This is a genomic window from Finegoldia sp. BIOML-A4 (assembly GCF_009679635.1).
Classification (GTDB): domain Bacteria; phylum Bacillota; class Clostridia; order Tissierellales; family Peptoniphilaceae; genus Finegoldia; species Finegoldia magna.
Map to the genome: position 1 here is coordinate 33,376 of NZ_WKZC01000011.1, position 26,137 is coordinate 59,512.

At 33.9% G+C, this 26,137-nt stretch carries 20 protein-coding genes and 2 pseudogenes; 1 reads left to right on the forward strand and 21 read right to left on the reverse strand.

The window, feature by feature from the left end; genetic code table 11:
* Positions 1–325: 325 nt before the first annotated feature.
* Positions 326–1,225 carry a selenium metabolism-associated LysR family transcriptional regulator gene (locus GKG01_RS07860; RefSeq protein WP_094204309.1) on the forward strand — a complete coding sequence of 300 codons (900 nt, stop codon included), beginning with the start codon at positions 326–328 and terminating at the stop codon, positions 1,223–1,225.
* Between the two features lie 315 nt (positions 1,226–1,540).
* On the opposite strand, the gene GKG01_RS07865 is transcribed toward GKG01_RS07860, so the two are convergent.
* From GKG01_RS07865 to GKG01_RS07970, 21 genes and pseudogenes are all read right to left on the reverse strand, one after another.
* Complete coding sequence (locus GKG01_RS07865) at positions 1,541–2,203, reverse strand: TVP38/TMEM64 family protein (RefSeq protein ID WP_154271993.1); 663 nt, start codon at positions 2,201–2,203, stop codon at positions 1,541–1,543.
* A gap of 105 nt (positions 2,204–2,308) precedes the next feature.
* Positions 2,309–3,736 (reverse strand): adenylosuccinate lyase, encoded by a 1,428-nt coding sequence (gene purB / locus GKG01_RS07870; RefSeq protein WP_154271994.1) that lies wholly within the window; start codon positions 3,734–3,736, stop codon positions 2,309–2,311.
* Positions 3,736–8,628: a phosphoribosylformylglycinamidine synthase gene (locus GKG01_RS07875; protein ID WP_154271995.1), complete on the reverse strand. Its 4,893-nt coding sequence runs from the start codon at positions 8,626–8,628 to the stop codon at positions 3,736–3,738. Before GKG01_RS07875 ends, purB begins: the two co-directional genes overlap by 1 nt.
* A gap of 15 nt (positions 8,629–8,643) precedes the next feature.
* On the reverse strand, positions 8,644–10,149 hold the full coding sequence (gene purH / locus GKG01_RS07880; RefSeq protein WP_154271996.1) for a bifunctional phosphoribosylaminoimidazolecarboxamide formyltransferase/IMP cyclohydrolase: 1,506 nt from the start codon (positions 10,147–10,149) through the stop codon (positions 8,644–8,646).
* A complete protein-coding gene (locus tag GKG01_RS07885; RefSeq protein WP_154271997.1) occupies positions 10,137–10,691 on the reverse strand; it encodes a phosphoribosylglycinamide formyltransferase in 555 nt (184 codons plus the stop codon). The genes purH and GKG01_RS07885 overlap by 13 nt, the downstream gene beginning before the upstream one ends.
* An 8-nt stretch (positions 10,692–10,699) precedes the next feature.
* Entirely contained in the window at positions 10,700–12,046 is a 1,347-nt protein-coding gene (purF, locus tag GKG01_RS07890; protein ID WP_102164336.1) for an amidophosphoribosyltransferase, read from the reverse strand.
* Position 12,047: 1 nt separating this feature from the next.
* Positions 12,048–12,746 carry a phosphoribosylaminoimidazolesuccinocarboxamide synthase gene (gene purC, locus GKG01_RS07895; protein ID WP_154254858.1) on the reverse strand — a complete coding sequence of 233 codons (699 nt, stop codon included), beginning with the start codon at positions 12,744–12,746 and terminating at the stop codon, positions 12,048–12,050.
* 323 nt (positions 12,747–13,069) lie between these two features.
* Positions 13,070–13,876 carry a pyrroline-5-carboxylate reductase gene (gene proC, locus GKG01_RS07905; protein WP_154271998.1) on the reverse strand — a complete coding sequence of 269 codons (807 nt, stop codon included), beginning with the start codon at positions 13,874–13,876 and terminating at the stop codon, positions 13,070–13,072.
* Positions 13,877–13,959: 83 nt separating this feature from the next.
* The gene (locus GKG01_RS07910) at positions 13,960–14,439 is read right to left on the reverse strand and encodes an NAD(P)H-dependent oxidoreductase subunit E (RefSeq protein WP_154271999.1); all 480 of its coding nucleotides are present in this window, start codon (positions 14,437–14,439) and stop codon (positions 13,960–13,962) included.
* Positions 14,440–14,524: 85 nt separating this feature from the next.
* Positions 14,525–15,418, reverse strand: a complete 894-nt coding sequence (locus GKG01_RS07915; RefSeq protein ID WP_154272000.1) for an aromatic acid exporter family protein — start codon at positions 15,416–15,418, stop codon at positions 14,525–14,527.
* 97 nt (positions 15,419–15,515) lie between these two features.
* Entirely contained in the window at positions 15,516–16,418 is a 903-nt protein-coding gene (locus GKG01_RS07920; protein ID WP_154272001.1) for a carotenoid biosynthesis protein, read from the reverse strand.
* A gap of 14 nt (positions 16,419–16,432) precedes the next feature.
* On the reverse strand, positions 16,433–16,741 hold the full coding sequence (locus tag GKG01_RS07925) for a hypothetical protein (RefSeq protein WP_154272002.1): 309 nt from the start codon (positions 16,739–16,741) through the stop codon (positions 16,433–16,435).
* Positions 16,742–16,746: 5 nt separating this feature from the next.
* On the reverse strand, positions 16,747–17,418 hold the full coding sequence (locus GKG01_RS07930) for an MgtC/SapB family protein (protein WP_154272003.1): 672 nt from the start codon (positions 17,416–17,418) through the stop codon (positions 16,747–16,749).
* 208 nt (positions 17,419–17,626) lie between these two features.
* Positions 17,627–18,046, reverse strand: a pseudogene (locus GKG01_RS09220) (DUF4268 domain-containing protein); the annotation flags it as partial.
* Between the two features lie 12 nt (positions 18,047–18,058).
* Positions 18,059–20,158 (reverse strand): annotated as a pseudogene (locus GKG01_RS07940) (DUF262 domain-containing protein).
* A 230-nt stretch (positions 20,159–20,388) separates the two neighbouring features.
* Complete coding sequence (locus tag GKG01_RS07945; protein WP_154272005.1) at positions 20,389–21,402, reverse strand: hypothetical protein; 1,014 nt, start codon at positions 21,400–21,402, stop codon at positions 20,389–20,391.
* A gap of 90 nt (positions 21,403–21,492) precedes the next feature.
* A complete protein-coding gene (locus tag GKG01_RS07950; RefSeq protein WP_154272006.1) occupies positions 21,493–22,764 on the reverse strand; it encodes a DUF4143 domain-containing protein in 1,272 nt (423 codons plus the stop codon).
* A 266-nt stretch (positions 22,765–23,030) separates the two neighbouring features.
* Complete coding sequence (locus GKG01_RS07955) at positions 23,031–23,522, reverse strand: isoprenylcysteine carboxylmethyltransferase family protein (RefSeq protein WP_154272007.1); 492 nt, start codon at positions 23,520–23,522, stop codon at positions 23,031–23,033.
* A 13-nt stretch (positions 23,523–23,535) separates the two neighbouring features.
* Positions 23,536–24,474 carry an alpha/beta hydrolase gene (locus tag GKG01_RS07960; RefSeq protein ID WP_154272008.1) on the reverse strand — a complete coding sequence of 313 codons (939 nt, stop codon included), beginning with the start codon at positions 24,472–24,474 and terminating at the stop codon, positions 23,536–23,538.
* 68 nt (positions 24,475–24,542) lie between these two features.
* Positions 24,543–25,169 (reverse strand): L-2-amino-thiazoline-4-carboxylic acid hydrolase, encoded by a 627-nt coding sequence (locus GKG01_RS07965; protein ID WP_154272009.1) that lies wholly within the window; start codon positions 25,167–25,169, stop codon positions 24,543–24,545.
* A gap of 27 nt (positions 25,170–25,196) precedes the next feature.
* Entirely contained in the window at positions 25,197–25,805 is a 609-nt protein-coding gene (locus tag GKG01_RS07970; RefSeq protein ID WP_154272011.1) for a class I SAM-dependent methyltransferase, read from the reverse strand.
* Between the last annotated feature and the right edge of the window lie 332 nt (positions 25,806–26,137).

The following is a 26,137-nucleotide window of genomic DNA, read 5'->3' on the forward strand; positions in this document are numbered from 1 at the left end:
ATGTTTCTAATATTATTTACTTTTTACATACAAATTATTTTATCATAAATATCATTAGTTCATTAATTGAAATTTTCTATAAATAACGCCGTTTTTTTAACTTTTTGCAAATTTTTATCATTTATATTCTAAAAATTATCTTACAAATATTGATTTATTAACATTTTGTAGTTTTAAATTACTTATAGATTTTTCCTATAAATAGTAAATCGTTTGTTAAATTTATTTACAATTGGGTATATTACTACAAAGTATTTGCGTATTTTGTAAAATAAAAGGTATATGATAAAATATATATATTAAATACCACGAAGAGAGAGATATTATGGATTTAAAACAATTAGAAACGTTCATAACTGTTGTGGAATGGGATAGTTTTTCTGAAGCTGCTAAAAGACTTTATCTTACACAGCCTACGATAAGCACCCACATCAAACAAATTGAAAATGAACTTAATGCAGAATTATTAAAAAGAACAACTAAAAAGTTAGAGCTTACTCCTGAAGGAAGAGAATTTTACAACTACGCTAAGGCTATTTCAAGGATTATGGAAAGCATGCAGGATTCTTTTTCAAAAAAAAGTCTAACTACTTTTAACATCGGTGCAAGTTCTGTTCCTGCAACCTATATTCTGCCTTCTCTTTTAACAAAATATCACAAATCTCACATCAAAACTTTGGTTAATATAATTCAATCAGATAGTTTAACTACGATTGACGGAGTTATAAATGGTTCAATCAATATTGGAATTGTAGGCATGACTACAATGGATAAAGAACTTACCTTTGAAAAAGTTCTAAGCGATAAGTTAGTAGTAGTCACACCATATAACGATTATTATAATGCATTGAAGAAAAATAATGTCAAGATAAGTTCTATTTTGAAGGAACCAATAATTTTTCGTGAACAAGGTTCTGGAACATTAAAGGAATCTATGAAGATGATAGACGCTTTAGGAATCAGCAAGAATTCACTGAATTTGATTGGAACAGCAAATAGCACAGAAACTTTGAAGCAATGCATTCGAAGTGGAATGGGAATATCAATTATGAGTAAACTTTCAGTAGAAGAAGAAGTTGCAAATAATCAATTGATTTCTTTCAAAATCGACGATTTCGAATCGGTACGTCACTTCTATCTTGTATATCGTTCCAACTCTTTACTCTCAGAGCCAGTTATAGATTTCGTAAAATTCACAAAAAAATACTTAGAAGAGAATTTTTAATTCATAAAAATAACCGCAATAGCTCATACTGTAAGCATTGCGGTTTTTTTTGGTTTGTTTTTATTAAACGAGATGAATTAATTTATATCAAAGTATAACGAGTGAGTCCTCTGGAAAAAATTTTATAAAATTCAATCGAGAAATTCGTAAAAAATTCAACTGTTTGAGCGTAAGCGAGTTTTGAATTTTAGAATTTCGAGATTAGAATTTTCAAATTTTTGTAAGCGAGACGAAATGAGTTATACTTTGATATATTTTAGGTCTCACTCACTTTACTTTTTTAGGACATTTAGCTACTACTCCCTTTTCATCAAATCACTTCAAATTTTTTTGCTTTTCCTTGTCTTTTTTGTCGATTATTTTAGCCATTATCAAGCTCACAACAGTAAGTCCTACTACCAAAATAATCGCTTGGTAGAATTCCTTGGATCCTACATTCAACACTTTATCTCCCAAATTCAAATACACAAGTGTTCCAGGAATTATTCCAAGAACTGATGCAAACATATATTTGGACAGGCTTATGTTCGTCAATCCAAATCCGTAATTTATAAGATTGTATGGAATAATCGGAATCAATCTGCAAATGAACAAAAGAGTGAACAGTTTTGAATCTGGTGCATTTAGTATTCTGTCCCTATTTTTTTCGGAGAATTTTTCATTAATCATCTTAACAACATAATCGTGTCCAATTTTTCTAGAAAGTTCAAACATAAGCAAGCAGTTCATCGATGCTCCTATAACTGTGTAAATACTTCCCTTAACAAGTCCGAAGCTAACTCCACCGATTAACGCTAATGCTGGCACTGGAAAAAAACCAATTGGAAGTATTGTGAACAATAAAATATACACAACTGCTCCCCATGGGCCAGATTTTTGTACCAAGTTTCTGATTGAATCATAAGGAACAAATACCATTAATCCGACTGTCAATGCTATCAATAGGACTATCAAAAATATTTTCTTAAATTTTTCCATATTTCACCTACTAATTATATTTGAATTCATTGTATCGTATAAATTTAATATAATCAACTAAAAAAATGCACACAGCCTACTAAGCCATGTGCATTTCTAATATTTTTAAACTTTCAAATCAACAGAGTATTCTGTGTCGTATTTTGAAATAACTGGTTTGACGTCTTCTTCGATAAATTCAACCACTTGTTCTGGACTTCTTCCAATATAAAGTTTGCCGTCTAAAAGTGAATTCAAATCGTCTTTGTTAAGATTAAAAGCTTCGTCTTTTTCCAATAATTCTAATAAATTGTTGTCTAGTCCTTCTTCTTTTACTCTTCTACCTGCAACCATTGAATATTCTCTGATTTTTTCGTGAAGTTCTTGTCTGTCGCCGCCACGTTTTACAGCTTCCATCAATATGTTTTCAGTCGCCATAAATGGTAATTCTTCATTAACGTGTGCTTTGATTTGGTTTTCGTAAACAACAAGTCCGTCTGTAACGTTGATTGCTATTTCCAAAATACTATCCACAGCCATGAAGCTTTCTGGAACGCTCATTCTCTTGTTTGCAGAGTCATCCAACGTTCTTTCAAGCCATTGAGTACTTGCTACAAATTGTGGGTTTTGAACCAAACTCATCACGTATTTTGAAAGCGATGAGATTCTTTCGCATCTCATTGGATTTCTCTTGTAAGCCATCGCTGATGAACCGATTTGTGTTTTTTCAAACGGTTCTTCCAATTCTTTTCTGTTTTGCAAAAGTCTGATGTCGTTTGTCATTTTGTGAGCTGATTGTGCGATTGATGATAGAACTTGAAGCACGTGATAGTCGATTTTTCTTGTGTATGTTTGTCCACTCACGCTAACCGCGCTGTCAAATCCCATTTCCTTTACGATTTTCTTTTCCAATTCTTTTACTTTGTCGTGGTCATTGTCGAAAAGTTTTAAAAATGATGCTTGAGTTCCAGTAGTTCCCTTTACTCCTCTCAATTTTAAATTTTCTTTTCTGTAGATGACTTCTTCCAAATCCATAAGAAAATCTTGAATCCACAAAGTCGCACGCTTTCCAACCGTCACTAATTGTGCTGGTTGGTAGTGAGTGTAGCCAAGTGTTGGCAAATCTTTGTATTTAATTGCAAAATCAGACAAGTGTTTAATCAAAATCGCTAACTTTTTCTCTACGATTTCAAGAGCATTTCTCATCACTATAATATCAGTGTTATCAGTTACATAGCAACTTGTCGCTCCCAAGTGGATAATTCCAGCTGCGTTTGGACACACTTCACCGTATGTTTTCACGTGAGCCATTACATCATGACGAAGAACTTTTTCGTATTCAGCAGCCTTGTCAAAGTCAATATCTGAAATGTGCGTTTGCAATTCTTCTATTTGTTCGTCTGTAATATTAAGTCCCAATTCTTTTTCAGATTTCGCCAATGCCAACCACAATCTTCTGAAAGTTTCAAACTTAACTTGAGAGCTGAAATTGTGGCTCATTTCGTGGCTTGCGTATCTCGTGTTTAATGGACTTTGGTAAATATCGTTGTTCATTATTTCTCCTTGAAGTATTCTACTGCATTTCTAAAAATATTTTGCTTGTCGATATCGTAAATATTTTTGTACAAATCGTCTGCGATTCTTTCAGTGTGACACATTCTTCCCAAAATCTTACCATCTCTGGATAAAATTCCTTCGATATTATAGTCTGATCCGTTTGGAGAGATTTTGTAAGCGGAGAAAACTTGTTCATTATCTAAAAGTTCTTGGAGTTTGTCTTCTTTGATTACAAATCTTCCTTCACCGTGTGAAATCGGCATTCTGTAAGTTTTGTTCAAGTCGATTCCATTTGTCCAAGGACTGTTATTAGTCAAGCACAAAGTGTCTACAAATGTCGCAATGTGTCTTCTGTTTGTGTTGAATGTCAAGTTTGGATCATCTTCTTGTGGTGATGTAACTTTTCCATAAGGAAGAAGTCCAGTCTTCACCAATGCTTGGAATCCGTTACAAATTCCAATTACCAATCCGTCGTTTTCGTTCAACAAATAATCTATCGCACTACTTATTTTCTCATTTCTTAGGATATTTGCCAAGAACTTAGCTGATCCGTCTGGCTCATCTCCTAGTGAAAATCCTCCAGGAATGGCAAATATTTGCGCTTTTCTAATTTTTTCAGCCAAAACATCAATAGAATTCAATATATCTTCTTGGTTTCTGTTTTTGAATAGAACAATTTCTCCATCTGCTCCATTTTCTTTGAACGCATTCAATGTATCCCATTCACAGTTTGTTCCAGGAGCTGCCAAGATTACAACGTGAGGTGTATCAGTTGGTTTCTTGGATTTCATTCTACGTTGTTCGATTTTTTTGTTTTCTATTGGTTTGTACTCGATTTTTTCTTTTGGTGTGAATACTTTATTTAAGACTGTAGTGTAGCCTTCTAGTAATTTTTCTGAATCTAATTTAACATCATTTACGATAATTTCATCTGCAAAATCACCGATGTGTTCGATGTTTTCGTCGTCATCGATGTATTCAACTACGAAACTTCCGTACATTGGGTTGTACAAATTATCAAATTTGATATTAAATCCAGTGTTTCCTACAGATTGTTCAAATATATTTGCCAACAAGCCTTTTTTGTCCAATGCAATCGCGGAAATAATATTTTTCTTTCTGATTTGTTCTGTGATAAAATCGAAATTTTCTTCTAATTTTTCAAGGTTCAATGTTCCATCTTCTTCGTAAACAGTTTTGACAAGACCGATTTTACCCTTACCTTTCAAATCATTTGTAATGATATTGTCCACATCTTCGTGAGTCACTGCAAATGAAATCATTGTTGGTGGAACCTTGATGTCCTCGAAGTTTCCACTCATACTGTCTTTTCCACCGATTGGCATTGCTTTAAAATATTTGGAAACAGTGAACGCTCCAAGTAATGCTTTCAATGGTTTGGACCAGATTTTTTTGTCTAGCATTTTTTCGTAATATTCTTGGAATGTCAATCTGATTAAGTTTTTGTCAGAACCCAATGCGATTAGTTTACTGATTGATTCTACAACTGCGTAGTATCCTCCCAAGTATTGAGATTGTTCCGACAAATCAGCGTCAAATCCGTAACTCATCATAGATACAGTTTTCATAACTCCATCCATTGTTGGAATCTTTGCAACCATCGCTTGTGATGGATTCAATTGTAATTTACCACCCATTGGATTGATAACAGTGTTTCTTCCGATTGTGGAGTCGAACATTTCGATCAAATCTCTCTTGGATGTGATGTTAAGTTGTTTTACTTTTTCGTATAACTTGTCGGCATCGTCTGATTTTCCAGTCAAAATTTCTGGAACATCTTCTGATACAACTTCAACTTCAGCGTTTCTGTCTGAACCATTTGTGTTGATGAAATCGTAGCTGATATCTGCAATCAAATCTTCGTCGTAGAACATTCTCATTCTGTTAGTGTCTGTGATGTCTGCAACAACAGTCGTTTCGATGTTTTCTGCGTCTGCGTATTTTACAAATTCTTCCAAATCTTTCTTGGCGATTACACACGCCATTCTTTCTTGTGATTCACTGATTGCGATTTCAAATGGTTTAAGACCTTTGTATTTCAATGGAACTCTGTCCAAATAAATATCTACACCATCGTGAAGCTCACCAATCGCAACGCTCACTCCACCTGCTCCAAAGTCGTTACATTTTTTGATTAAACTTGCAAGTTCAGGAATTCTGAAAAGTCTTTGGATTTTTCTTTCTTCAGGTGCGTTACCTTTTTGAACCTGTGCAGATTCTGTTTTGATACTTGTAACTTTGTGACTCTTTGAAGAACCTGTCGCTCCACCAATTCCGTCACGTCCAGTTCTTCCGCCAAGTAAGATTACGATGTCTCCTTTTTCAGGTTCAATTCTTTTGACATTTTCAATTGGCGCAGCTGCCATTACAGCTCCACATTCCAATCTCTTAGCAACATATCCGTCATGATAAATCTCATCTACAAATCCAGTTGCCAAACCAATTTGGTTTCCGTAAGAAGAATATCCCTTCGCAGCTTCTTGTGTGATTTTTATTTGTGGAAGCTTTCCATCCATCGTATCTTCCAATGAAGTAAGAGGATTACCTGCTCCTGTAATTCTCATAGCTTGGTAAACGAATGCTCTACCGCTTAGTGGGTCTCTGATTGCTCCACCCAAACATGTACTCGCGCCACCGAATGGTTCGATTTCTGTTGGGTGATTGTGTGTTTCGTTTTTGAACATCAACAAATAATCTCTTGTTTCATAGGCACCATCAACTTCCACGCGAACTTTGATTTTTACAGAACAAGCGTTGATTTCAGATGAAATTTCCAAATCATCAAACTCGTTTTTGCTTCTCATGTATTTGGACAAAATCGTTCCAAAACTCATAAGATTGATTGGTTTTTCTATTTTTAATTCTTCTCTGACTTTCAAATATTCTTCAAAACTGTTGTGAATTGCTTCATCAAGTTTTGTTTTTGCATTGAATTCAATGTCCAAGAAAGTGTTGAACGTTGTGTGTCTACAGTGGTCAGACCAATAAGTATCCAAAATCTTGATTTCTGTTTCGTTTGGATCACGGTCTTCTGATTTGAAATAATCTCTGATGCACTTCAAATCCTCATCATTCATCGCCAATGAGTGATCGTCGACGAATTTTTGAAGCTCATCATCTTTCATATCTCTGAAATTTTTGTATGTTTCGTTTTCCAAATTCTTAGGATTTTCTTGTTTCAAAGTTGTTGGAATACCAAGCAAATTAACCTTGTGACTGTCAACAGGGTTTACCAAATATTTTTCGATTTTTGCCAAATCTTGTTTGCTGGCGCCTTCGATTTCGTAAACTGTCGAAGTCTTGCAGTCGACATATTCATCCAAAATCAAGCTTACTGTGTCAAGCACACCTTGTTTTCTTTGGTCGAATTGTCCTGGCAAATATTCTACAGCGATTGCGTTTTTCATATCAGCTTGTAATTTCAACGCATCTTCTCCATAGAACACATCATCTACAGATTTTTCGCTAAGGACAGTGTAGACAATTTTTCCCAAATTATCATCGCTAATTTCCAAATCGTATCTCTTGTAAATTACGAATTTATCCAAATCAATTCCAAGTAAGTTTTCAATTTGCTTTTTCTTTTCCTTAGATTCATAATCGTATTCATCTTTTTTTCTGACATAAACTCTTTTAACTCTAGGACCAATATCAGTTCTGTGATACATATTTTTAAAATCCACCTTTTCTATATCTTCATAACAAGCCTTAATAACATCATCGAAATTCTTCTTAGAATTTACAATATTTAACACACGACCGCCGTTTGTGACGATTTTGCCGTCGACTTTTTTCGTTCCTGCATGAACTACAACGCTGTCCATCTTGGATATTGTAATCTCATCGCCCTTGTCATAACTATCTGGATATCCACCAGCACTTAGCACAACGCAAAGCGCCTTGTTGTCATTTATTTTTAAATCGACATCGGATAATTTCCCCTCGCTTGTTTTCATCATTATATCGAGCAAATCATTGTCGATAAGTTCAAGCACGACTTGAGTTTCAGGATCTCCAAATCTCGCATTAAATTCCAACACGTAAATTCCATCATCAGTAATCATAAATCCTATGAACAACAATCCTCTGAAATCAATGTTTTCTTCTTTTAATCCTGTGAGAATTTTGTCCAAAACGCTTTTTTTGATTCTATCTACAAATACTTCTGCCTCGACATTTGGAGCATAAGTTCCCATGCCACCAGTGTTTGCTCCCATTTCTCTTTCAAAAATCTTCTTGTGATCCTTCGCAGTTGGAAGTGGAAGAATCGTCTTAGAATCAGTAAAGCACAACAAACTCATTTCAAATCCGTCGAGAAATTGTTCGATGACAACCATGTTGTCTTTTTCTAGAACATCTTGCAGAATCTCCTTCAAATCATCAGAATTATCTACAATGTAGACACCTTTTCCAGCTGCAAGGCCATCTCTTTTAACGACAACTTTGCCATTTTCTTCCAACAATTTATTTGCAAAATCATAAGACTCATCATAATCTTTGCTTTCCAAATACTTCGCTGTTTTGATGTCGTATTTTTCTAAGAATTTTTTCGTAAATGATTTTGAATTTTCAAATTCCGCAGCTTCTTTTACAGGTCCAAATATTTTAAGACCATCTTCTTCGAACAAATCTGAAATTCCGTCGCACAATGGATTCTCAGGGCCAACAACTGTGAAGTCTATTTCATTTTTCTTTGCAAATTCAAGCAGACCTTGCAAATCATCTGCTTGAATATCTACGTTTTCTCCGATATCTTCAGTTCCAGCATTGCCTGGTGCGAAGAAAACTTTCCTATTTTCATCAAAAGATTTTATTTTACGTCCAAGCGCGAACTCTCTGCCACCTGAACCTACAACTAAAATTTTCATAAAACCTCCCAATTTTTAATGTTTGAAATGTCTGTTTTTTGTGAACACCATGCTAATTCCGTACTCATTGCATTTATCGATGGAGTCTTGGTCTTTTATACTTCCACCTGGTTGAATAATAGCTTTTACTCCTAATTTGTGTGCAAATTCTACGCAGTCAGAAAATGGGAAGAATGCATCTGATGCCAATACGCATCCTGAAAAATCAACGTCCGGGTGATTGTTGGCTATGTTTTCTAACGCCCAAATCCTAGATGTTTGTCCTCCACCAATTCCCAAAGTGTGAGAATCTTTTGCTAGTACAATTGCATTTGATTTTGTGAATTTAACCACTTTCATGGCAAATTCCAAATCTTTCTTATCTTCATCACTTGGTTTTTCGTCAGTAACTACGTTGTATTCGTCAACACCGAAGTCCTTGTCTTGGATTAAAACTTTTCCGTTCAAATACTTAATGTCTTCTTTTACTGAATCGTTGTCGAATTTTATCTTAACAAGTCTGATGTTTTTCTTTTTAGTCAAAATTTCAAGCGCTTTTTCATCGAAATCTTTTGCAGCTATAATTTCCAAGAAAATTTGACTCATTTCTTCGGCACATTTTTCATCTACAACTCCATTGATGGCGATAATTCCACCGAAAATCGAAGTTGAATCTGCCAAGTAAGCCTTGTGGTACGCTTCAGAAACGCTGTCTGCAATTGCAACTCCACATGGAGATTGGTGCTTCAATGCAACACAAGAATTTGCACCCAATTCGTCTGCTAATTCCACTGCAACATTCAAATCGTTGTAATTGTTAAAGCTCATTGCTTTTCCGTGAATAACCTCGCAATCTGTCAATTTGCCGTTTACAAATGGGTCTATGTAAAGATTGGCACTTTGATGTGAGTTTTCACCGTATCTAAGTTCTTCTTCTTTTTTGAAACCAAAAGTTCTGTAGTCACTACGTTCTCCAACTTGTTCTTGGAAATATCTTGAAATCACAGAATCGTAGTAAGCTGTCAAACTAAAAGCCTTCATTGCTAGTTTTTCTCTGTATGAATTATCCACGTTGTCGTTTTTCAATCTGTCGATAAGTTCGTCGTAATCAGACGGATCTGTTACAACCAAAACGTCCTTGTAATTTTTTGCGGCACTTCTTATCAAAGTTGGACCACCGATATCGATGTTTTCAACGATGTTGTCATGGTCACCTGTTTTTAATGCGTTTTGGAAATCGTACAAATTAACCACAACAATGTCGATTGGTTGAATGTTCAATTCTTCTACAGTTTTCTTGTGTTCTTCATTATCTCTCTTATACAAAATTCCACCGTGAACGTATGGTGACAAAGTCTTCACTCTGCCTTGCAAAATTTCAGGAAAATTTGTAACCTTGGAGATGTCTATTACATTTACTCCAGATTTTTCGATTTCCTTGTAAGTACCACCTGTAGATATGATTTCATATCCCAATTCTTGTAAACTCTTTGCTAATTTTCCAACATTTGTCTTATCCGTAAGTGAAATTAATGCACGCATGAACTCTCCTCCAATTTTTTTATAGCATCTTTTAAAATGCCATGTTCTATTTTCAAAACTTTCTTTGCTATCTCATCTTCCGATTTACAATCAGAAATATCCACAGACCTTTGAAGTAAAATATCTCCATCGTCTAATTTTTCATTCACGAAATGCACAGTTGCACCGCTAATTTTTTCCTTATTAGCAAAAACTTTTTCGTGAACATGGATTCCATAACATCCCTTGCCACCGTATTTTGGAAGCAATGATGGATGGATATTTACAATTGTAAACTCATTTATAATTCTCTTTGAAACTTTAGGCAAGAAACCTGCCAACACGATCAAATCTACATTTTTTGATTTTAAACAATTGATGATTTCTTCGTCATCTTTTGAAACCAAAGTATCCACGTTGAAATCTCTTGCAAAACCAAGACCAGCTGCATTTTTGTTACTAACCACAACAACAATATCGCTTTTGAAATAATTGTCTTTTTTTGCATCCAACAGAGCTTTCAAATTGGTACCAGTACCTGAAATAAAAACTGCAATATTCATTTAATCACCTATATAACTATCGGATCTACTGGATAATCTCCATCAAAACAAGCCTTACAGAATTTGTCGATTTTGTCGCTGCTGGATTTTACCATTCCTTCCATTGAAATAAACGCTAAGCTATCTGCCCCGATTTTTTCACGGATAGCTTCGATATCCATGTTTGCAGCAATCAAATGCTTTCTTGAAGGAGTATCGATTCCGTAATAGCAAGGGAATTTTACAGGTGGCGATGTAATTCTCATGTGAACTTCTGTCGCACCAGCTTCTCTAATTCTTTGAATCAAATTAGCGCTTGTAGTTCCTCTTACAATGGAATCATCTATAAGTACAACTCTCTTTCCTTTTAATACATGTCTTAGTGGATTTAGTTTCAACTTAACGGCCATTTCTCTTTCTTTTTGAGTTGGTTTGATGAATGTTCTTCCCATGTATCTGTTTTTTACCAAACCTTGTGCGTAAGGAATTCCTGTTTTTTGCGCGTAGCCAATCGCTGATGGAATACCTGAATCTGGAACTGGAACTACCAAATCAACATCACATGGAGATTCTTGTGACAAATATTCTCCGCATCTTCTTCTAAAATTGTATGCATTTGTTCCATCTAATGTGGCATCTTCTCTTGCGAAGTACACATATTCAAAGAAACAATGACGTGGTGCTTCATCTGTTGTATACATCGAAGAATTTGCTCCTTCTTTGTCTACGACAATTATTTCTCCTGGTTTAACATCTCTGATTTCAGTTGCTCCGACGATTTCTACTGCTGCATTTTCAGATGCAAACACAACATCTTCATCATTTTTCCCCATAACAAGAGGTCTAATCCCCAAAGGATCACGAAATGCTACAAGCTTATCCTTCAAGCACAACACAACAGCGTAGGCTCCTTTGATAAGTTTCATTGTTTTTTTGATAGCTTCGACAATGTCTCCCTTGTAATATCTAGCAATCAAATACAAAATAACTTCACTGTCAATCGCCGTTTGGAACATCACGCCATCTTCTTCAAGTCTAGTTCTTAAAATTTGATGGTTGATAAGATTTCCATTGTGTGCCAAACTCATTTCAATTCCTTTAGCAAAAGCCATCAATGGTTGAGTGTTGTAATCGTGAGAACCACCAGCTGTCGAATATCTTACGTGTCCAATTCCTACATTACCGACTAAATTATTCAAATTTTCTTCCTTAAACACATCGATAACAAGTCCCATGCCTTTTTCTCTATGTAGGTTTTCACCGTTACTAACGGTGATACCACAGGATTCTTGTCCTCTGTGTTGTAAGGAGTTAAGTCCGAAAAATAATTTCTTATTAACTTCGGACTTAGAATATATCCCTATAACTCCACACATCCTAGCCTCTCATTCTATTTAGAACTTCTTTGTAGCCTTCTGTCAAATCTCCCAAATCTCTTCTGAAAATATCTTTGTCTAATTTTTGGTTAGTGTCTTTATCCCACAATCTGCAAGTATCTGGGCTGATTTCGTCAGCTAATAAGATTTGTCCGTCATCAGTTTTACCGAATTCTATTTTGAAGTCAACTAATTTTAAGTTAATTTTTAAGAAAAATTCTTTAAGTAATTCATTGATTTTCAAAGTTTCTTCTCTTAAATAGTCGTATTCTTCTTTTGTGATAACTCCAAGAGCAATTGCGTGGTCTTCGCACATCAATGGATCTCCCAAATCATCATCTTTGTAAGATAATTCGAAAGTTGGTTGATTTAAAACTTTTCCTTCTTCAACGCCGTATCTTTTTGCAAAAGAACCTGCAGTGATGTTTCTAACGATAACTTCAAGTGGCATGATAGTAACTTTTTTAACTCTCATATCAGTATTGTTGATTGTTTCGATGTAGTGAGTTTTGATGCCGTTTTTTTCTAGCATTTCAAAAATCATAGTAGTGATTGCCAAGTTTAATTCGCCCTTACCAGCAATTGTAGCTTTCTTTTCACCGTTACCAGCTGTTGCATCATCCTTGTATCTGATGATATATTCATCAGCCTTTTCTGTTAAATAAACTTCCTTTGCTTTACCTTCGTACAATTTTTCCATAATACCCTCCTAAAATAAAAAAATAGAGAATTCTAGATAGAATTCTCCTAAATTTTTTGACAATTATACACTTTTTTATTGGACGCAAAAATAGCTATCAATTTGCCTCTCAATTTATTGATAAGGCTTAGATCGTGATTTGTAAATCTCAAATCAAAAAGCTTTTTTATGAAATTTATTGAAATATCAATAACGCTCATCATTTTGCCCCCACTAAAATAATTTACAATATATTATATCACACAGACCTATAATTTGCACCATGAAATGTTAAAAAATAACAAACAATTTCATACACTACATTATTGTAAAGTCATTGTAAATTATTTTGCACTCATTTCACGTGCTTTTTCAACACAGGCAAGCTGAGCTTGAATGACGGCATTCCTAAGCCCGTATTTTTCTAAAACTTCCACAGCCTTAATTGTCGTTCCTGCTGGTGAACACACCATATCTTTCAATTCTCCTGGATGTTTGTGAGTTTCCATTAACATTTTAGAAGCGCCAAGCACCGATTGTGCGACGAATTTATATGCCATATCTCGTTTCATTCCCGTTTGTACAGCTGCATCAGCCATCGCTTCCATAAACATAAACACATATGCAGGAGACGATCCGCTAACTCCAATCACACAGTCCATCAAACTTTCGTCTATTACTTCGCTTTTTCCAAACGAATTGAAAATATCCGTCACGATTTTCAAATCATCATCATTTATATTTTCATTCGGACAAATCGCAGACATTCCTTCCCCGACAAGACATGGCGTGTTCGGCATCACACGCAAAATCTTGTGGTCTTTTCCCAAAATTTTTTCAATATCTGAAATATTAACCCCTGCTGCAACAGAAATCACAATAGTTTCCTTATTAATATTATCCTTGATTTCTTCCAAAACTGTTGGAATAATATGTGGCTTCACTGCAAGTATTACAACATCAGAATTTACACAAGCTTTCTTGTTGTCAGTAGTCGTGTTCACTTTCAATTCTTCTTTCAAATCGTTTAATTTCTTCTCAGATTTATTTGAAACAAAAATTTTATCTCTATCTATTAACTTAGATTTCACAACGCCAGAAATCATCGCAGATCCCATATTCCCAGCGCCAATAAAACATAATTTATTCATAAATACCTCGCTTGATTTTCTTAACTATATTCTATCAGATTTCATAAAAAAAGAGCTAGAAATCAACTAGCTCCAATTAGAATTTATTTGATTTTTTCCAGAACTTCTTTTGTTTTATCCGCATTCATGTGGTGATAGAATTTGCCATTAATCATAATATTGGGGCCATCTTTACATTTTTTGAAACAATTTTGAGTTCTGAGTCGAATTTTTCCATCAGCAGATGTTTCATTAAAATCCATTCCAAGCTCTTTTTTCACCGTCATCAACACTTCCATCGAACCGTTCTTCGCACATCTCGGTCCCGAACAGCACACAATCTCGTATTCAACCTTTGATTCTTTGATAGATGGAATGAATTTAATAATCGTCTTGATGTATTTTTCATCAATATCAAAAGCGTCTGCTATTTGCTTTTGGTGACTAATCGAAACACAACCAAAAAAATCCTGGCAATTTCTAATAGAAACCTTCGCTCCCTCTTGGCTACCCTTGCCAAAACTCTCCACAGCTTCCTCTAGCTTTTCCTTGAAAATCAGCTCCTCATTCTTTCCTTCACACATATAATCACCCTCTACCTTTTTTCTTATTAAGTTTATTATTAATATATATACTTATATCCACAAATTGATCCAGACTTCTGAACGCTTAAAAAATTGCAGAACGAATAGCAAAATCTTCGTGACTTTCTGGCAATTTCATCATATTGAAATGATTTTTCAGAAAATCAATTCTATTTTTTACTTTCGTGATTTCTTCACCATTTCTCAAATTTTCAGAAGTTTCAATTAAAATATCCGAAATGTATTTTCCATCTGAGTATTCAGCAGGAATTGTCTTCAAATCATGATACATCTCTTCTAATAAATCCATCTCCCTATCTCTCAAACGCAAATTGTCCAGTATATCTCTGCTATTTTCAATTAAATTATCATTTTCAATTATCGCAATTTCAATCGCCTTATCGATGTCTTCATCAAGTTTTGAAATCTTGTCTTTGTATAACTTCACATCTAAATGTGTTATCAGAGATTGGCCGAACAAATTCAAAATGAATGTCATATCTTCGTCAATATTATCGATTAACTTGTTTAATCTATCTTGGCTTGTAGGAGCGTAGAAATTGGTTAGCATTGCAAATCCTGTCCCTATAAACACTAGTGCCATTTCATTCAAAATAATAGCTGAGTCAATTCTTCCGAACGCCAATAAATGTGTCACAATTACACTTGAAGGTCCCAACCCCAGCTCTATCGTTAACAAAAAAGACACAGGCACAAATAAAAGCAAATACAATCCGAAAACCCAAGTTTTGTATCCTAATTTTTCAAATAAAAATCCTCCAATCAAAAGAGCGATTATTGCGGACAAAGTCCTCTTCAAGCCACCTTCTATCGTAGCTTTTCTCGTATCAAACACATTGAGTATTGCAATAATTCCTGCCGCAGCTGCAAATTCAAGAGATAACTCTTGCGAGACAATTATCGCCAAAAGTGAAGCCAAAGCCGTTTTAATAGTTCTAGATACTATCGATTTTTTCATAATAAACTCCTATATACTTTCGTTGTATTATTTATACCCAATTTGTGTTTCAAATGGTAATTTTAGCCACAATAAAAGCACCTACAAATGTAGATGCCTAATGATTATTTTCAATATCTATCAAACTCAAAACCAACGTCATTATCATAATGAAAAATGTAAAAAACGCGTATAAAAAATTGGCACTCATAATATTAAGCTTGAAAAGCGCCGCAATGCAATAAGCATATATACTAAACCAAAAAACAAATAGTGACCAATCCTTTTTGTTTTTGAACGTAATTGATTTGTGATGACTAATTAAAATTGAAATCAATTTTATAAAAATAAAAATCCAAATCAACAAAAATGCAATGCACGAAAACCATTCATCAGTTATTTTATCTAAAACGAGTGAAATTCCACTTGCCACCGCTACGAACAATACTGCGCAAATTCCTATCAATAGCGATTTACCGATGTTAAGATCTGATTTGCCAGAAGTTTTGTCCCATTGTTTCAAAGTCATAAAAATAATTGCTGGCACTTCAAACATATATCCCAAAAAATTAACCCAAATTACGCTCATGAACATATGATGATTGATAGCAAGAGTGATTGGGCGCCCATCCCACACCCAGAAGCCTCCGTTTAACCTTATGGCCACTACATCCAAAAGCAAATCCATGCTCACAATCAGCCAACCACTCAACAAAGCCTTCATTACATTGCTGATTGAAAACTTGTTTGCGATTCTAAGCGCACACACGCTGATTCCTCCCCACATCAGGCCTCCGAAAAAGGGAAACTGATACGGATAAAAACCAATACTAATGAAAAAATCATTGCTATAATGATAAATATCTGTAAATCTCACTGCCAAAAGTTCCAAGCAAAACCCAGCCAAAGCTCCCGAAATCAAAAGACCAAGCTCTCTGTAGTTTTTGCTTTTCAAAATATCGACAACCAAGACAAATACGATAAAATAGCATAAAATCTCAAAACTATTAATCCAGTTCATAATTTTCCCCACTCTTATCTCGATCTGCTACCCACAATTAATCCCATCAACGAAATCGCACCGTAAATAAATATATAAATTGTGGCACTTTCATTCATATAAACAAGTACGTAAGGCACAAAAATCGCCATAACTAAAAGAGGGTAAAGAATGTCAAAAGAATTCTTCTTTCCACATATTATTGCATTCACAAAAGTTATAACAGGAATTACAAATAATAAAATAAACATTGCACTGCCCGTATCTTTCATTAACAATGTCAACAAATAAAAACAGATTATGTTAACCATTAAATATGGCAAAAGTTTTTTAATTCTATTCATAATATCTAATCATTTTCGTCAATTGATTTGAACGATTGCAAATTATAATCTGATTTCAATTTCTTGAAAAATATACCAGTATCATAGTTTTTATGAAAAGATAAAGTTGTCTCAATCATAGATTTATCATCCATATCCTCATCAATTATGTCGAGTTTTCTCACCTCTACCCCTTGTTCTGAAGTAAAATCATAAAAGCTATTTTGATCAAAATTGTTATTATTAAATATCATTGAGTAGGATTTTGTAGTTTTCTTGTTGATTAAATCACTGATTCCTTTAAGTGAAACCAAAGTTATCAGACAAATAACAGTTGCAATAATTGCCCCTTCATAATATCCAATTCCTACAGCAAGTCCAATCGCTCCTGAAAGCCACAAAGTCGCAGCCGTAGTAAGACCTGAAACACCGTTCTTTTTTTGAAGAATGGTACCTGCTCCCAAAAACCCAATTCCACTCACAACTTGACCTGCAAGTCTTGCAGTATCTCTTGCTTGGTCCTTAGAAATATCACCTATCGCATCTATACCTATGAGCATAATCAAACACGCCCCAACACTAACAATAATGTGAGTTCTAAAACCCGCAGCTCTGTTCTTGATTTCTCTTTCTACACCAATAATAGCGCCTAGTACAGCAGCTAAAATCAACTTAAATGCCACTAAAAAAATATCCATAAATTCCTCCTCATATATTTATACCCAATAATTGTTGTTAATAAGTCATTTTACAGAAAACCAAAATAAAAAAGACGATATTTCTATCGTCCTGTGGATTATTATTTTATAAAATTCAAAAAATCTTATTTGCTATTTATTAAGTAAACATAGAAATCTCGGATGGAATTTTCTCCAAAGAGAATATCCGCTCAATTACTATATCTACCTAAAAATTTCTCAGATATGGCACTATAACATCATAGAATTTTTTGCTCCACTCTGCATGAAACTTTGCCATCTGCAACCAATCAGTTTCGTTTTTTATACTTACATTATTTAGTTTATATGAAATTTTTGATGTCTTCATATCATCTTCGCGACTCCAAACGAGGGATACTCCAAGTGCTTTTTCAATATCATCTTTATATCTTATAAGCATATCAAAAGCTTTTTTATTCTCTTCTTTCTTAACTTTTCCTAAGTACAATTCAACCATTGCGAAATCAAAGTTAGCCACGCAGTTAATTTTAAAACCGCTAATTCCAAAAAAACCGCTAATCCAGTTTGATTTTGATGGATTTACGTTAGCAAAAGAGTTGCCCTCTTCATGAGCTTCTTTTATTTTTTCTAATGCATATGCCCAGTACTTTCTTCGTAATTAATATCGCGTTCCTGTTTCTTTATCTACACTTTCATTTTCATCACGTAAGTAAAAAACCAAATCACTTGGATCGGCATCATATAATTCAAACACTCTATTCAATACGGAAATTTTGCTTTGTGTACTTGAATTAGTCCATACGAAAATGCCATCTCCTATTTCAACGCTCTTTTTGAAATCTGATTCATTCGTTGTAAAATGTCTTGCAACATTATCCTCTGTAGAAACGGCAAGTTTTATGATTATACTCCTGTCTTCTGCATATAGAATTTGCAATACTTTCTGGAACATTTCTACCCAACTTGAAACTGGTTGTTCTGTATTTTTATAACTGAAGCTTGTAATTAATCTTCCGCTTAATGAAGCATCGTCGTCCAAAGTAAATGAATCCATCTGTTTTTTTGCCGGCTTAAATTTGCTTGTCGGCGCGGCCCAAATTTCGAGAGCCCTTCCCATCAAATATTTGCTACGTTCTTCGAGTTCAGTCAAAGTCCATTTATCTTTCTTGGCAATATAAGTGTTCATTCGAATGCCACTGTCTTCAAATCCATTCTTCATTGATTTCTTCTCTTCAAATGTACTGTTACTATATTTTGAGTTATAAGCAGTCAAAGTCAGATTTGCAATTCGATGAATCCATGTCTCATGAATTTCTTCATAGTCATCACCAAGCGCCCTTACCTACGCTGGAGTCAGATGTTGCGGCATAATATGCTCGATGGAATAAGTCCCATCATCACAATGGCCATATACATCTTTATCTTCTGCAGTAGAATAATTTTCCAGACGTTCCATAATATAAACCTTATTCTTGCTATTCATTTGGTAAACAGGTCTCTCTGTAAATTTTTCAGAAAATTCATCGTCGTTAGGAAAGCGCGCTCTTTCCTTCTTTGATAAAAGTGCATACTTAAATTTCTCAACATATTCCTGATCATTACCTTCATATCTCGTGATTTCTCTATGAAGCGTATAAAATATTTTACTCAATGCATTTGCCGGTAGATCACATATTGTTCTTCTGAATACATAATTTTCTGTAATCAAAAATGTTTCGGAAAGCTCTGACATATCCAGTTTATTTTCATCATAAAGCCTTAATACTTCAAGGAAGAATGGTCTTGTAACTGTTGTCTCCAATCTGTTTAGCCTGTATATACATGCATCTAAAGCCTTATTCTTTGTGCTACCACATAGCAAAATTTCATATCGTTTAGCATATGCCAGTAAATCTTTCAAAAGCTCTTCTGTTTCGATCGATTTTTGCTCAACGTACTCTTTAAAGCTGATATAAATCTTTCTCTGTGATGGTATTGCCAGCTGCTTGATGCTCAAATAATCCCTTACAAAGGAGCTAACATCATATTTAGTACATTCTTCAATTCTGTTCCAATATTTATCATAGTACTCATCTTGTTCTTTTGAAGGTAGGCCCATCAATATAAAGTTCCTGATTTTATCACCCTCGCTCAAGTCAAGACCAGTTGAGTTCAAGCTTTCAAATATTAACTGAGGGTTATCCTCATTGTTCAACGTTATGTTAATAATCTCCAATCTGCATATTGCATCAAACAATTCATCAATCGTTATTTCCTGCTTTTGGATTCTTTCATAGAAATAATTGTAGTTAGTGGTAAGATTTGACTCCATAATGTATTCATTAACCTCATAAAACAGCTTACCAAAAGCCTTTTGATCGTTTTTTACAGGTTTTAGCTTAATACGAGTTTCCTCTGGCTGATATTTATCAACCAAAAAATCCTCATAAATCTGCTTGTCTAAGAAACCGTCTCTCGGAATTACTATCCCAGACTTAATAAGATTATACATAGCTAAGAGCAATAATGACACCGTTGTTAGCCTTTGCTGGCCATCGATTACAAGAAACTCCGTATTTCTTCCAGATGGTTCATAAACAGAAACCAAACTCCCAAAGAAATGACTTTTTCTTTTGTTTTTTATCACTTTAACAAGGTCGTCAAAAAGCTGTTTGCAGTTCTCTATCTTCCAGTCATAGTTACGCTGGTAAATCGGAATTATGAAACGTTTTTTGGAACCTTCCATATACTCTATTAATCTACATTCTGAACCTTTCATGCTACCTCCTTGTATAATTAACGCATAGTAATTAGTGATTTTGATTTTTACTATATGATAATCACAAACTTGTGAATTGGCTTTTTCTCTTTTTTCATTATATCAAATAATTATTGTGGACAAGTCATTTAATGGAAACTAGAATAAAAAAAGACGATATTTATATCGTCTTGTGGATTTTGTTTAGAAAAAATATATTTAATTTTTCTAAATTTCAATATCTCTATTAATTATTCCCTTGTCTTTTCTTTTAAAATTTCTGCAATTTGTTCAACTTCTGGTATTTTATCAGTATTTAATATTCCAGTTAAATCAAATATTCTCGCACCCATTGATCCTCCTGTGGACACTTTTTTAAAATCTGTTTCATAAAATTTGTCAACAAAAAAATATTTATGCTTATAATTTTTCAAATCATAACCATAGCTAAGAGCATCTTCCATTGCTTTTACAATAGTGCCTTTACGTTCCTGTGTTGCTTCTCCTAATTCAGCTTCATATTCAATTTCTCCATCTTTTTCTACAGCAGCAATTATCGCACACACTTTACCTATTAATCTTATGCTCTTTTGTGTGTATAATCCTAAATAATCATAAGGTCTAAATCCTCTTTCTGCCCCTTGGTAATACACATTGTTATCCTTGTTGAAATCAAATGTTTTACTAGCAAGTTGCATTCTTAAATATTTCCAAGAATCTGATGTAGGAATAAGACCATCTGTATAACAGTAATCTCTATAATCATCCAATATATCTTTGATTTCATAATCACGATCATCAATGACCTCTTCAATTGCATTTGCCAATAGCTCGAAAGTTGTGTTTATGTGCATAACAGGATATTTTTGAGTTTTGTTATACTTTTCTAGTTCGATATTAAATTTCTTTAACTTTATTTTTTCCATCGGCTCAGAAGAAAGTGTTATTAATAATTTCTTTTTCACATCTCCAAAGGATTTCAAATGATTAAATAATTGGCTATCATAAAACCAATCTGTCATCTTTGTCTCCACAACGATCTTAAACCCTTCTTGATTAATAGTCGCATCTGGTATACTATCTTCACTTTTCTCTTGTAAATTAAAAACTATCTCTGGCTCAAAGGAATCCATAAAAAATTCACTTTTTAAAAACCTAAAAAATTTATTAGGTGAATAAGAATATAGTCTTGAAATTAATAACATTGTATTAGCAGTAGCTACATTCTCTTTTTGATGATATCTTTGAAAATAATGTATTCTCATTGTGTTCTCCTTTAAAAATAGATTCTGTGATATTGCAATATTTTTCTCAAAATTCTCGTATGCGCAATCTTTATATAAATCCCAAAACTATTAAGGTCTTAATGCAGTAATAGGTACTACGTAAACACCATCATTTCTTTTATATGCAAAAGGTGATTTGGCACATAGCACCATCATAAATGATGGTTTGGACATGTTTTTTGTATCTATTTTGGATGCTAAATCTTTTAAAGTCTCAACGCCTTCTTCAATTGATTTATCGCCACCGAGTTTAATTTCAACAAGCCCATAAGCGCCGTTTCTGAGATGAATCACTGCATCACATTCTAATCCGTACCTATCTCTATAATGATAAACTGTTCCGTCTAAATAATCTGTATAAATTCTTAAGTCACGAACGCATAAGTTTTCAAATAAAAAACCCATGGTGTTTAAATCAATTAGTAAATCATTAGGACCCATACCTAATGATGCCGTCGCAATAGATGGATCCGTAAAGTATCGGGTATCTGTTGTTCGTATGGCTGTTTTTGATCTTAAATTCGGATTCCACGCCGGAGAATCTTCTATGACAAATATTTTTCTTAAAGCATCCAGGTAAGAATAAAGTGTTTGCTGATCAAATGTATCTGATTGATTTGCTAGCATATCTTGCCTAATCGTTTCTAGAGAACTTTGCGTACCTACATGTCTTGCGTAGGATTTGAGTAATCTTTTAGCTTTTTCTTTGTCTCTCTTTACTGAATCAACTCTACTAATATCAGTAGACACAACGGCATCAAAATAATCTATAGCTTGGAATAGAGCTGGTTTTTCATCTAATCCAATTGCTCTTGGCCATCCGCCTCTACAAATTAGAAAAGCAATTTTTTCAAGACTCGTTCCATCAACTGCTGTGATGTTTTCATCTTCAAATAAATTTTTAAGAGACACTTCACCGCTAGAATCCCTTGACTCAAATAAACTCATAGGTCTCATCAAAAGTCTAGAAATTCTTCCTGTACCTGTGTGCATAGAATCATCAAATTCATGTGGTACTGCTGAACCCGTCAATATAAATTGACCGAATTCATCTCTATTATCAACTTCATAACGCACAGTATTCCATAAATTAGGGGCTATTTGCCACTCATCAATCAGTCTTGGAGTTTCTCCTTCAAGCAAAGTATTAGGAGAAATCTCTGCCATTTGTTGATATTGTCTCGTCATGTCGGGACGATCCATAGATATAAAACTTTTAGCCTGTTGTTTCGCTGTTGTTGTCTTTCCGCACCATTTAGGTCCTTCAATTAAAACTGCTCCTTTTGCATCTAATCGTTCTTCTAACAATTTGTCTGAAATTCTCGGTAAATACTCCTTCATAATTTCCTCCCATACTTATTACTTAAGTAGATTTTATCAGTTATTCAAGTATTTGTCCATTTTTCATTCAAGTATTTGGCAAGTTTTCGTTCAAGTATTTGTTCAGTTTTCATTCAAGTATTTGTCCAATTTTCATTCAAGTATTTGGCGTGTTTTCATTCAAGTATTTGACGGTCTAGATTTATATTTTTCTGTATTTACTACCTCTTCCTATAATTATCCATAAAAAAGCACCTACAACTGTAGATGCTTGCATAGAATTAATCTTATTTTCTTCTGATCCGTGGTATTACTCGATTTACTTGTTTTAAATATATTTCATATTCTTCTACAAATTCATTTTTTAACCATTTTTCTTCTGTGTTTTTCATTAGTATTGTTAAAAAAGCCCAAAATACAAATGGAAGTATTAACAAAATATAGTTTGCTGTAAATAAAAATATACCTGTGAATATAATTGTAAATGCTGAATAAACAGGATTTCTTACTATGCTATATACTCCTGTTGTTATCAACTTTTTTTCTGTAACTTTTTTATTTATTTTCTGAAATATTACTGCTTGGATCCATAAATATATTCCTAAAAGGATCATGAATATTCCGGCTATGATAAAAAATATTTTGCCTTTAATCATTTTCCCTTGATAAATGTATCCATTGAGATGAAGCCATATCCCAGCGATTGTAAGTATTAGACATGTTATTACATATATTGGCCCGACACCGAATGCGGGCATTTTAAATTCTTGTGATTTCATTGTCTGTCCTAAATTATTGTCCTAACAATTCAATAATTTCATCTTGTGCTTCTCTTCCTTCTTTAAAAAATCTCGCCAATGGATAACAGTGGCACATTCCTTTTCCGACAATAATTTCGTATGGTACGTGGTATTTTTCCATTGCTTTTTTAAAGGTTTGCGCAAAGGCGTAGAGGCATTCATTTTCGCCGTAATAAAAATATGTTTTCGGAAAGTCTGTAAAATCTCCTACAGTTCCATCTAACATATATTCAGGTATGTCTTCATCGCCTTTTGCGATTTCTCTTGCAGTTTTGATATACGTCGGTTCAATCATTACATCCTTGTAGTTAAGTGCATTTACTCTTTCCCAAATTTCTTTGTTTTCATCGACAGTTACATCCGGAATTCCTCCTGGAGAAACTGAAATAATCTTGCCTGGCATTGGAAGTGGTCTTCCTATGGCGTTGTTATGCAAAAAAATCCCTAGTGATAGACAAGCTCCTGATGAAAATCCAAGGACGCTGATATTTTCTGCCTTGTAACTTTCGGCCATCAGTCTATAGGCTTCAAATGATACTTCATATGTCTTATCTATCTTTACATTTTCTGAACAAAGAGGATAAAATAAAAACCAAACATCTTTTCCGGTTTGTTCCATTATTCTTTCCGATAATTTAAAATCCAGTTTATTCGGTTGTGTAATCATTCCTCCGCCAAATAGATAAAGAACTGCACCGTCGGCTGGCGTTTGATTTTTTTGATATGAAATCAGTCTGTATCCCATAACATCCCTATCAAAAAGATAATAATTCTTTCTCGTAGCCCTTGCCTTTGCCTTTTCTAAATCAAATACTACTTTTGCATTTTCACCTTTTGCATACTCAAGCATCTCTTCTTTGTTCTTTAAAAACATTTTTTTGACTCCGATAAGTCTTACAATTGTCGATGCAATTTTATAAGTTAAGCTCATTTTATTCTACTCCAATAATAATAAATTAATCACAAACTTTACCAATTTCTTATTCATATAACATTGATTCATTCTCTATCACCTGTGATAAAATAATCACAACAATCTGCTCCATTTGCTATCGTGCCTTTTCTATGTAAAACTCCATGTTGAAGACTTATCATAACCTCATCCAATTCACAGAATAGCGGCATTAATTCATGTACCCCAAGCTTTTTAGTGTATGTACAAATAGGACAACGAGTAATTCTGTAATAACAAGCGCCCTCATATGGTTCTCCCACAAAATCGACCTTAAATGATGTGGGATAGAGTTTTTCTTTTTCTTCTGTATACCATTTATAATACTTAACTATATTTTTCTTATTGGCTTCTTTTCCTCTCTTAGTATTTAGATTAGTTAATGAAAAAAACCATTTGACAAAATACAGAGATCGACGCATCATTTCCTGGATGGTCTCTGGAGGAATTTCTTTTTCGCTTGCTAAATATGGCGCAACAAATACAAGAGCGAACATCTCATTGTATGCCATGGGATTATCATCTCCGATATCATCTGCTTCTTCTACTAGTTTTCGATAAATTTTTTTGCTTTTTTTGAGGATATCCCTTGCATACTTTCTTCCATATTTTTCCACCAAAACTTTTTTCATAGGATGTTGAAACTGATAGAAATAAAAACTGTGATATTTCATTTTTATCCTTGCCTTTCTTTGTCTTTCCTATTTTCTTGCGATAAATACGACTTGTTGTTTTCTATCTAAATGATATTCAAAATTAAATCCCAATTTCCCAAGCATTCTTGTTAAGTCGTCGGGTGTGTATACTTCCATTTCTATCATATGTGCTAATTTTTTTACATCTCTTCTTTTCATAGATGATACTTCATTGCATATTAAAAATTGTCCGCCTTTTTTAAGCACACGATAAATTTCTTTAAAACATTCTTCTATGTCATTCCAAAAATAGATAGTTTCAAACGCTGTGACGATATCTATGGATTCATCTTCAAAAGGAAGGCTTCTTACGTCTCCCAATGAAATCTCGCATCTTCCAGACTCAATCGCTTCTTTATTTATCTCACTAGCCATCTTTACACTTGTTTCTGAGTGGTCAATTCCGTAAACTTTTTTTGCTTTAGTTAAAAAATATTCTATGTTACGACCCCCACCACAGCCCAAATCTAGAACAATATAATCGTTTTCAATATTTATGTAAGACCTTCCCCAACTTGCCAATTTTTCATGTCCTTTATTCATACTTTTTAACATAAATCTGCCGCCAAAATTGTCTTTCGGTTTTCTAAAATTTTCAAAAAAGCGCTTAAACATTTCTCCCTCCTATTGATATCTGTTCTCACCTATATTATACCACGTTTTCTCCTTTTGATTTAAGATTTTATGCAAAACAAACTGGTGTAGACGATAGATTACGACTTCCACAACAAATTTCATATTACTTTTTTTTAAATAAAAAACGGCTTTTAAGATTTCTTTTAAATCCTAAAAACCATTTATTTCAATACTAACCTCTATATTTGTTTATCTTAAATTTCTTTTAAAAATTTTAATGCCAAATACAATTTCCCAAGATCATGGTTGGCATTATGGAGTCCTTCGACCTCATAACAGCTCTCATCTAATACATCTCCTGCTTCAAGAAA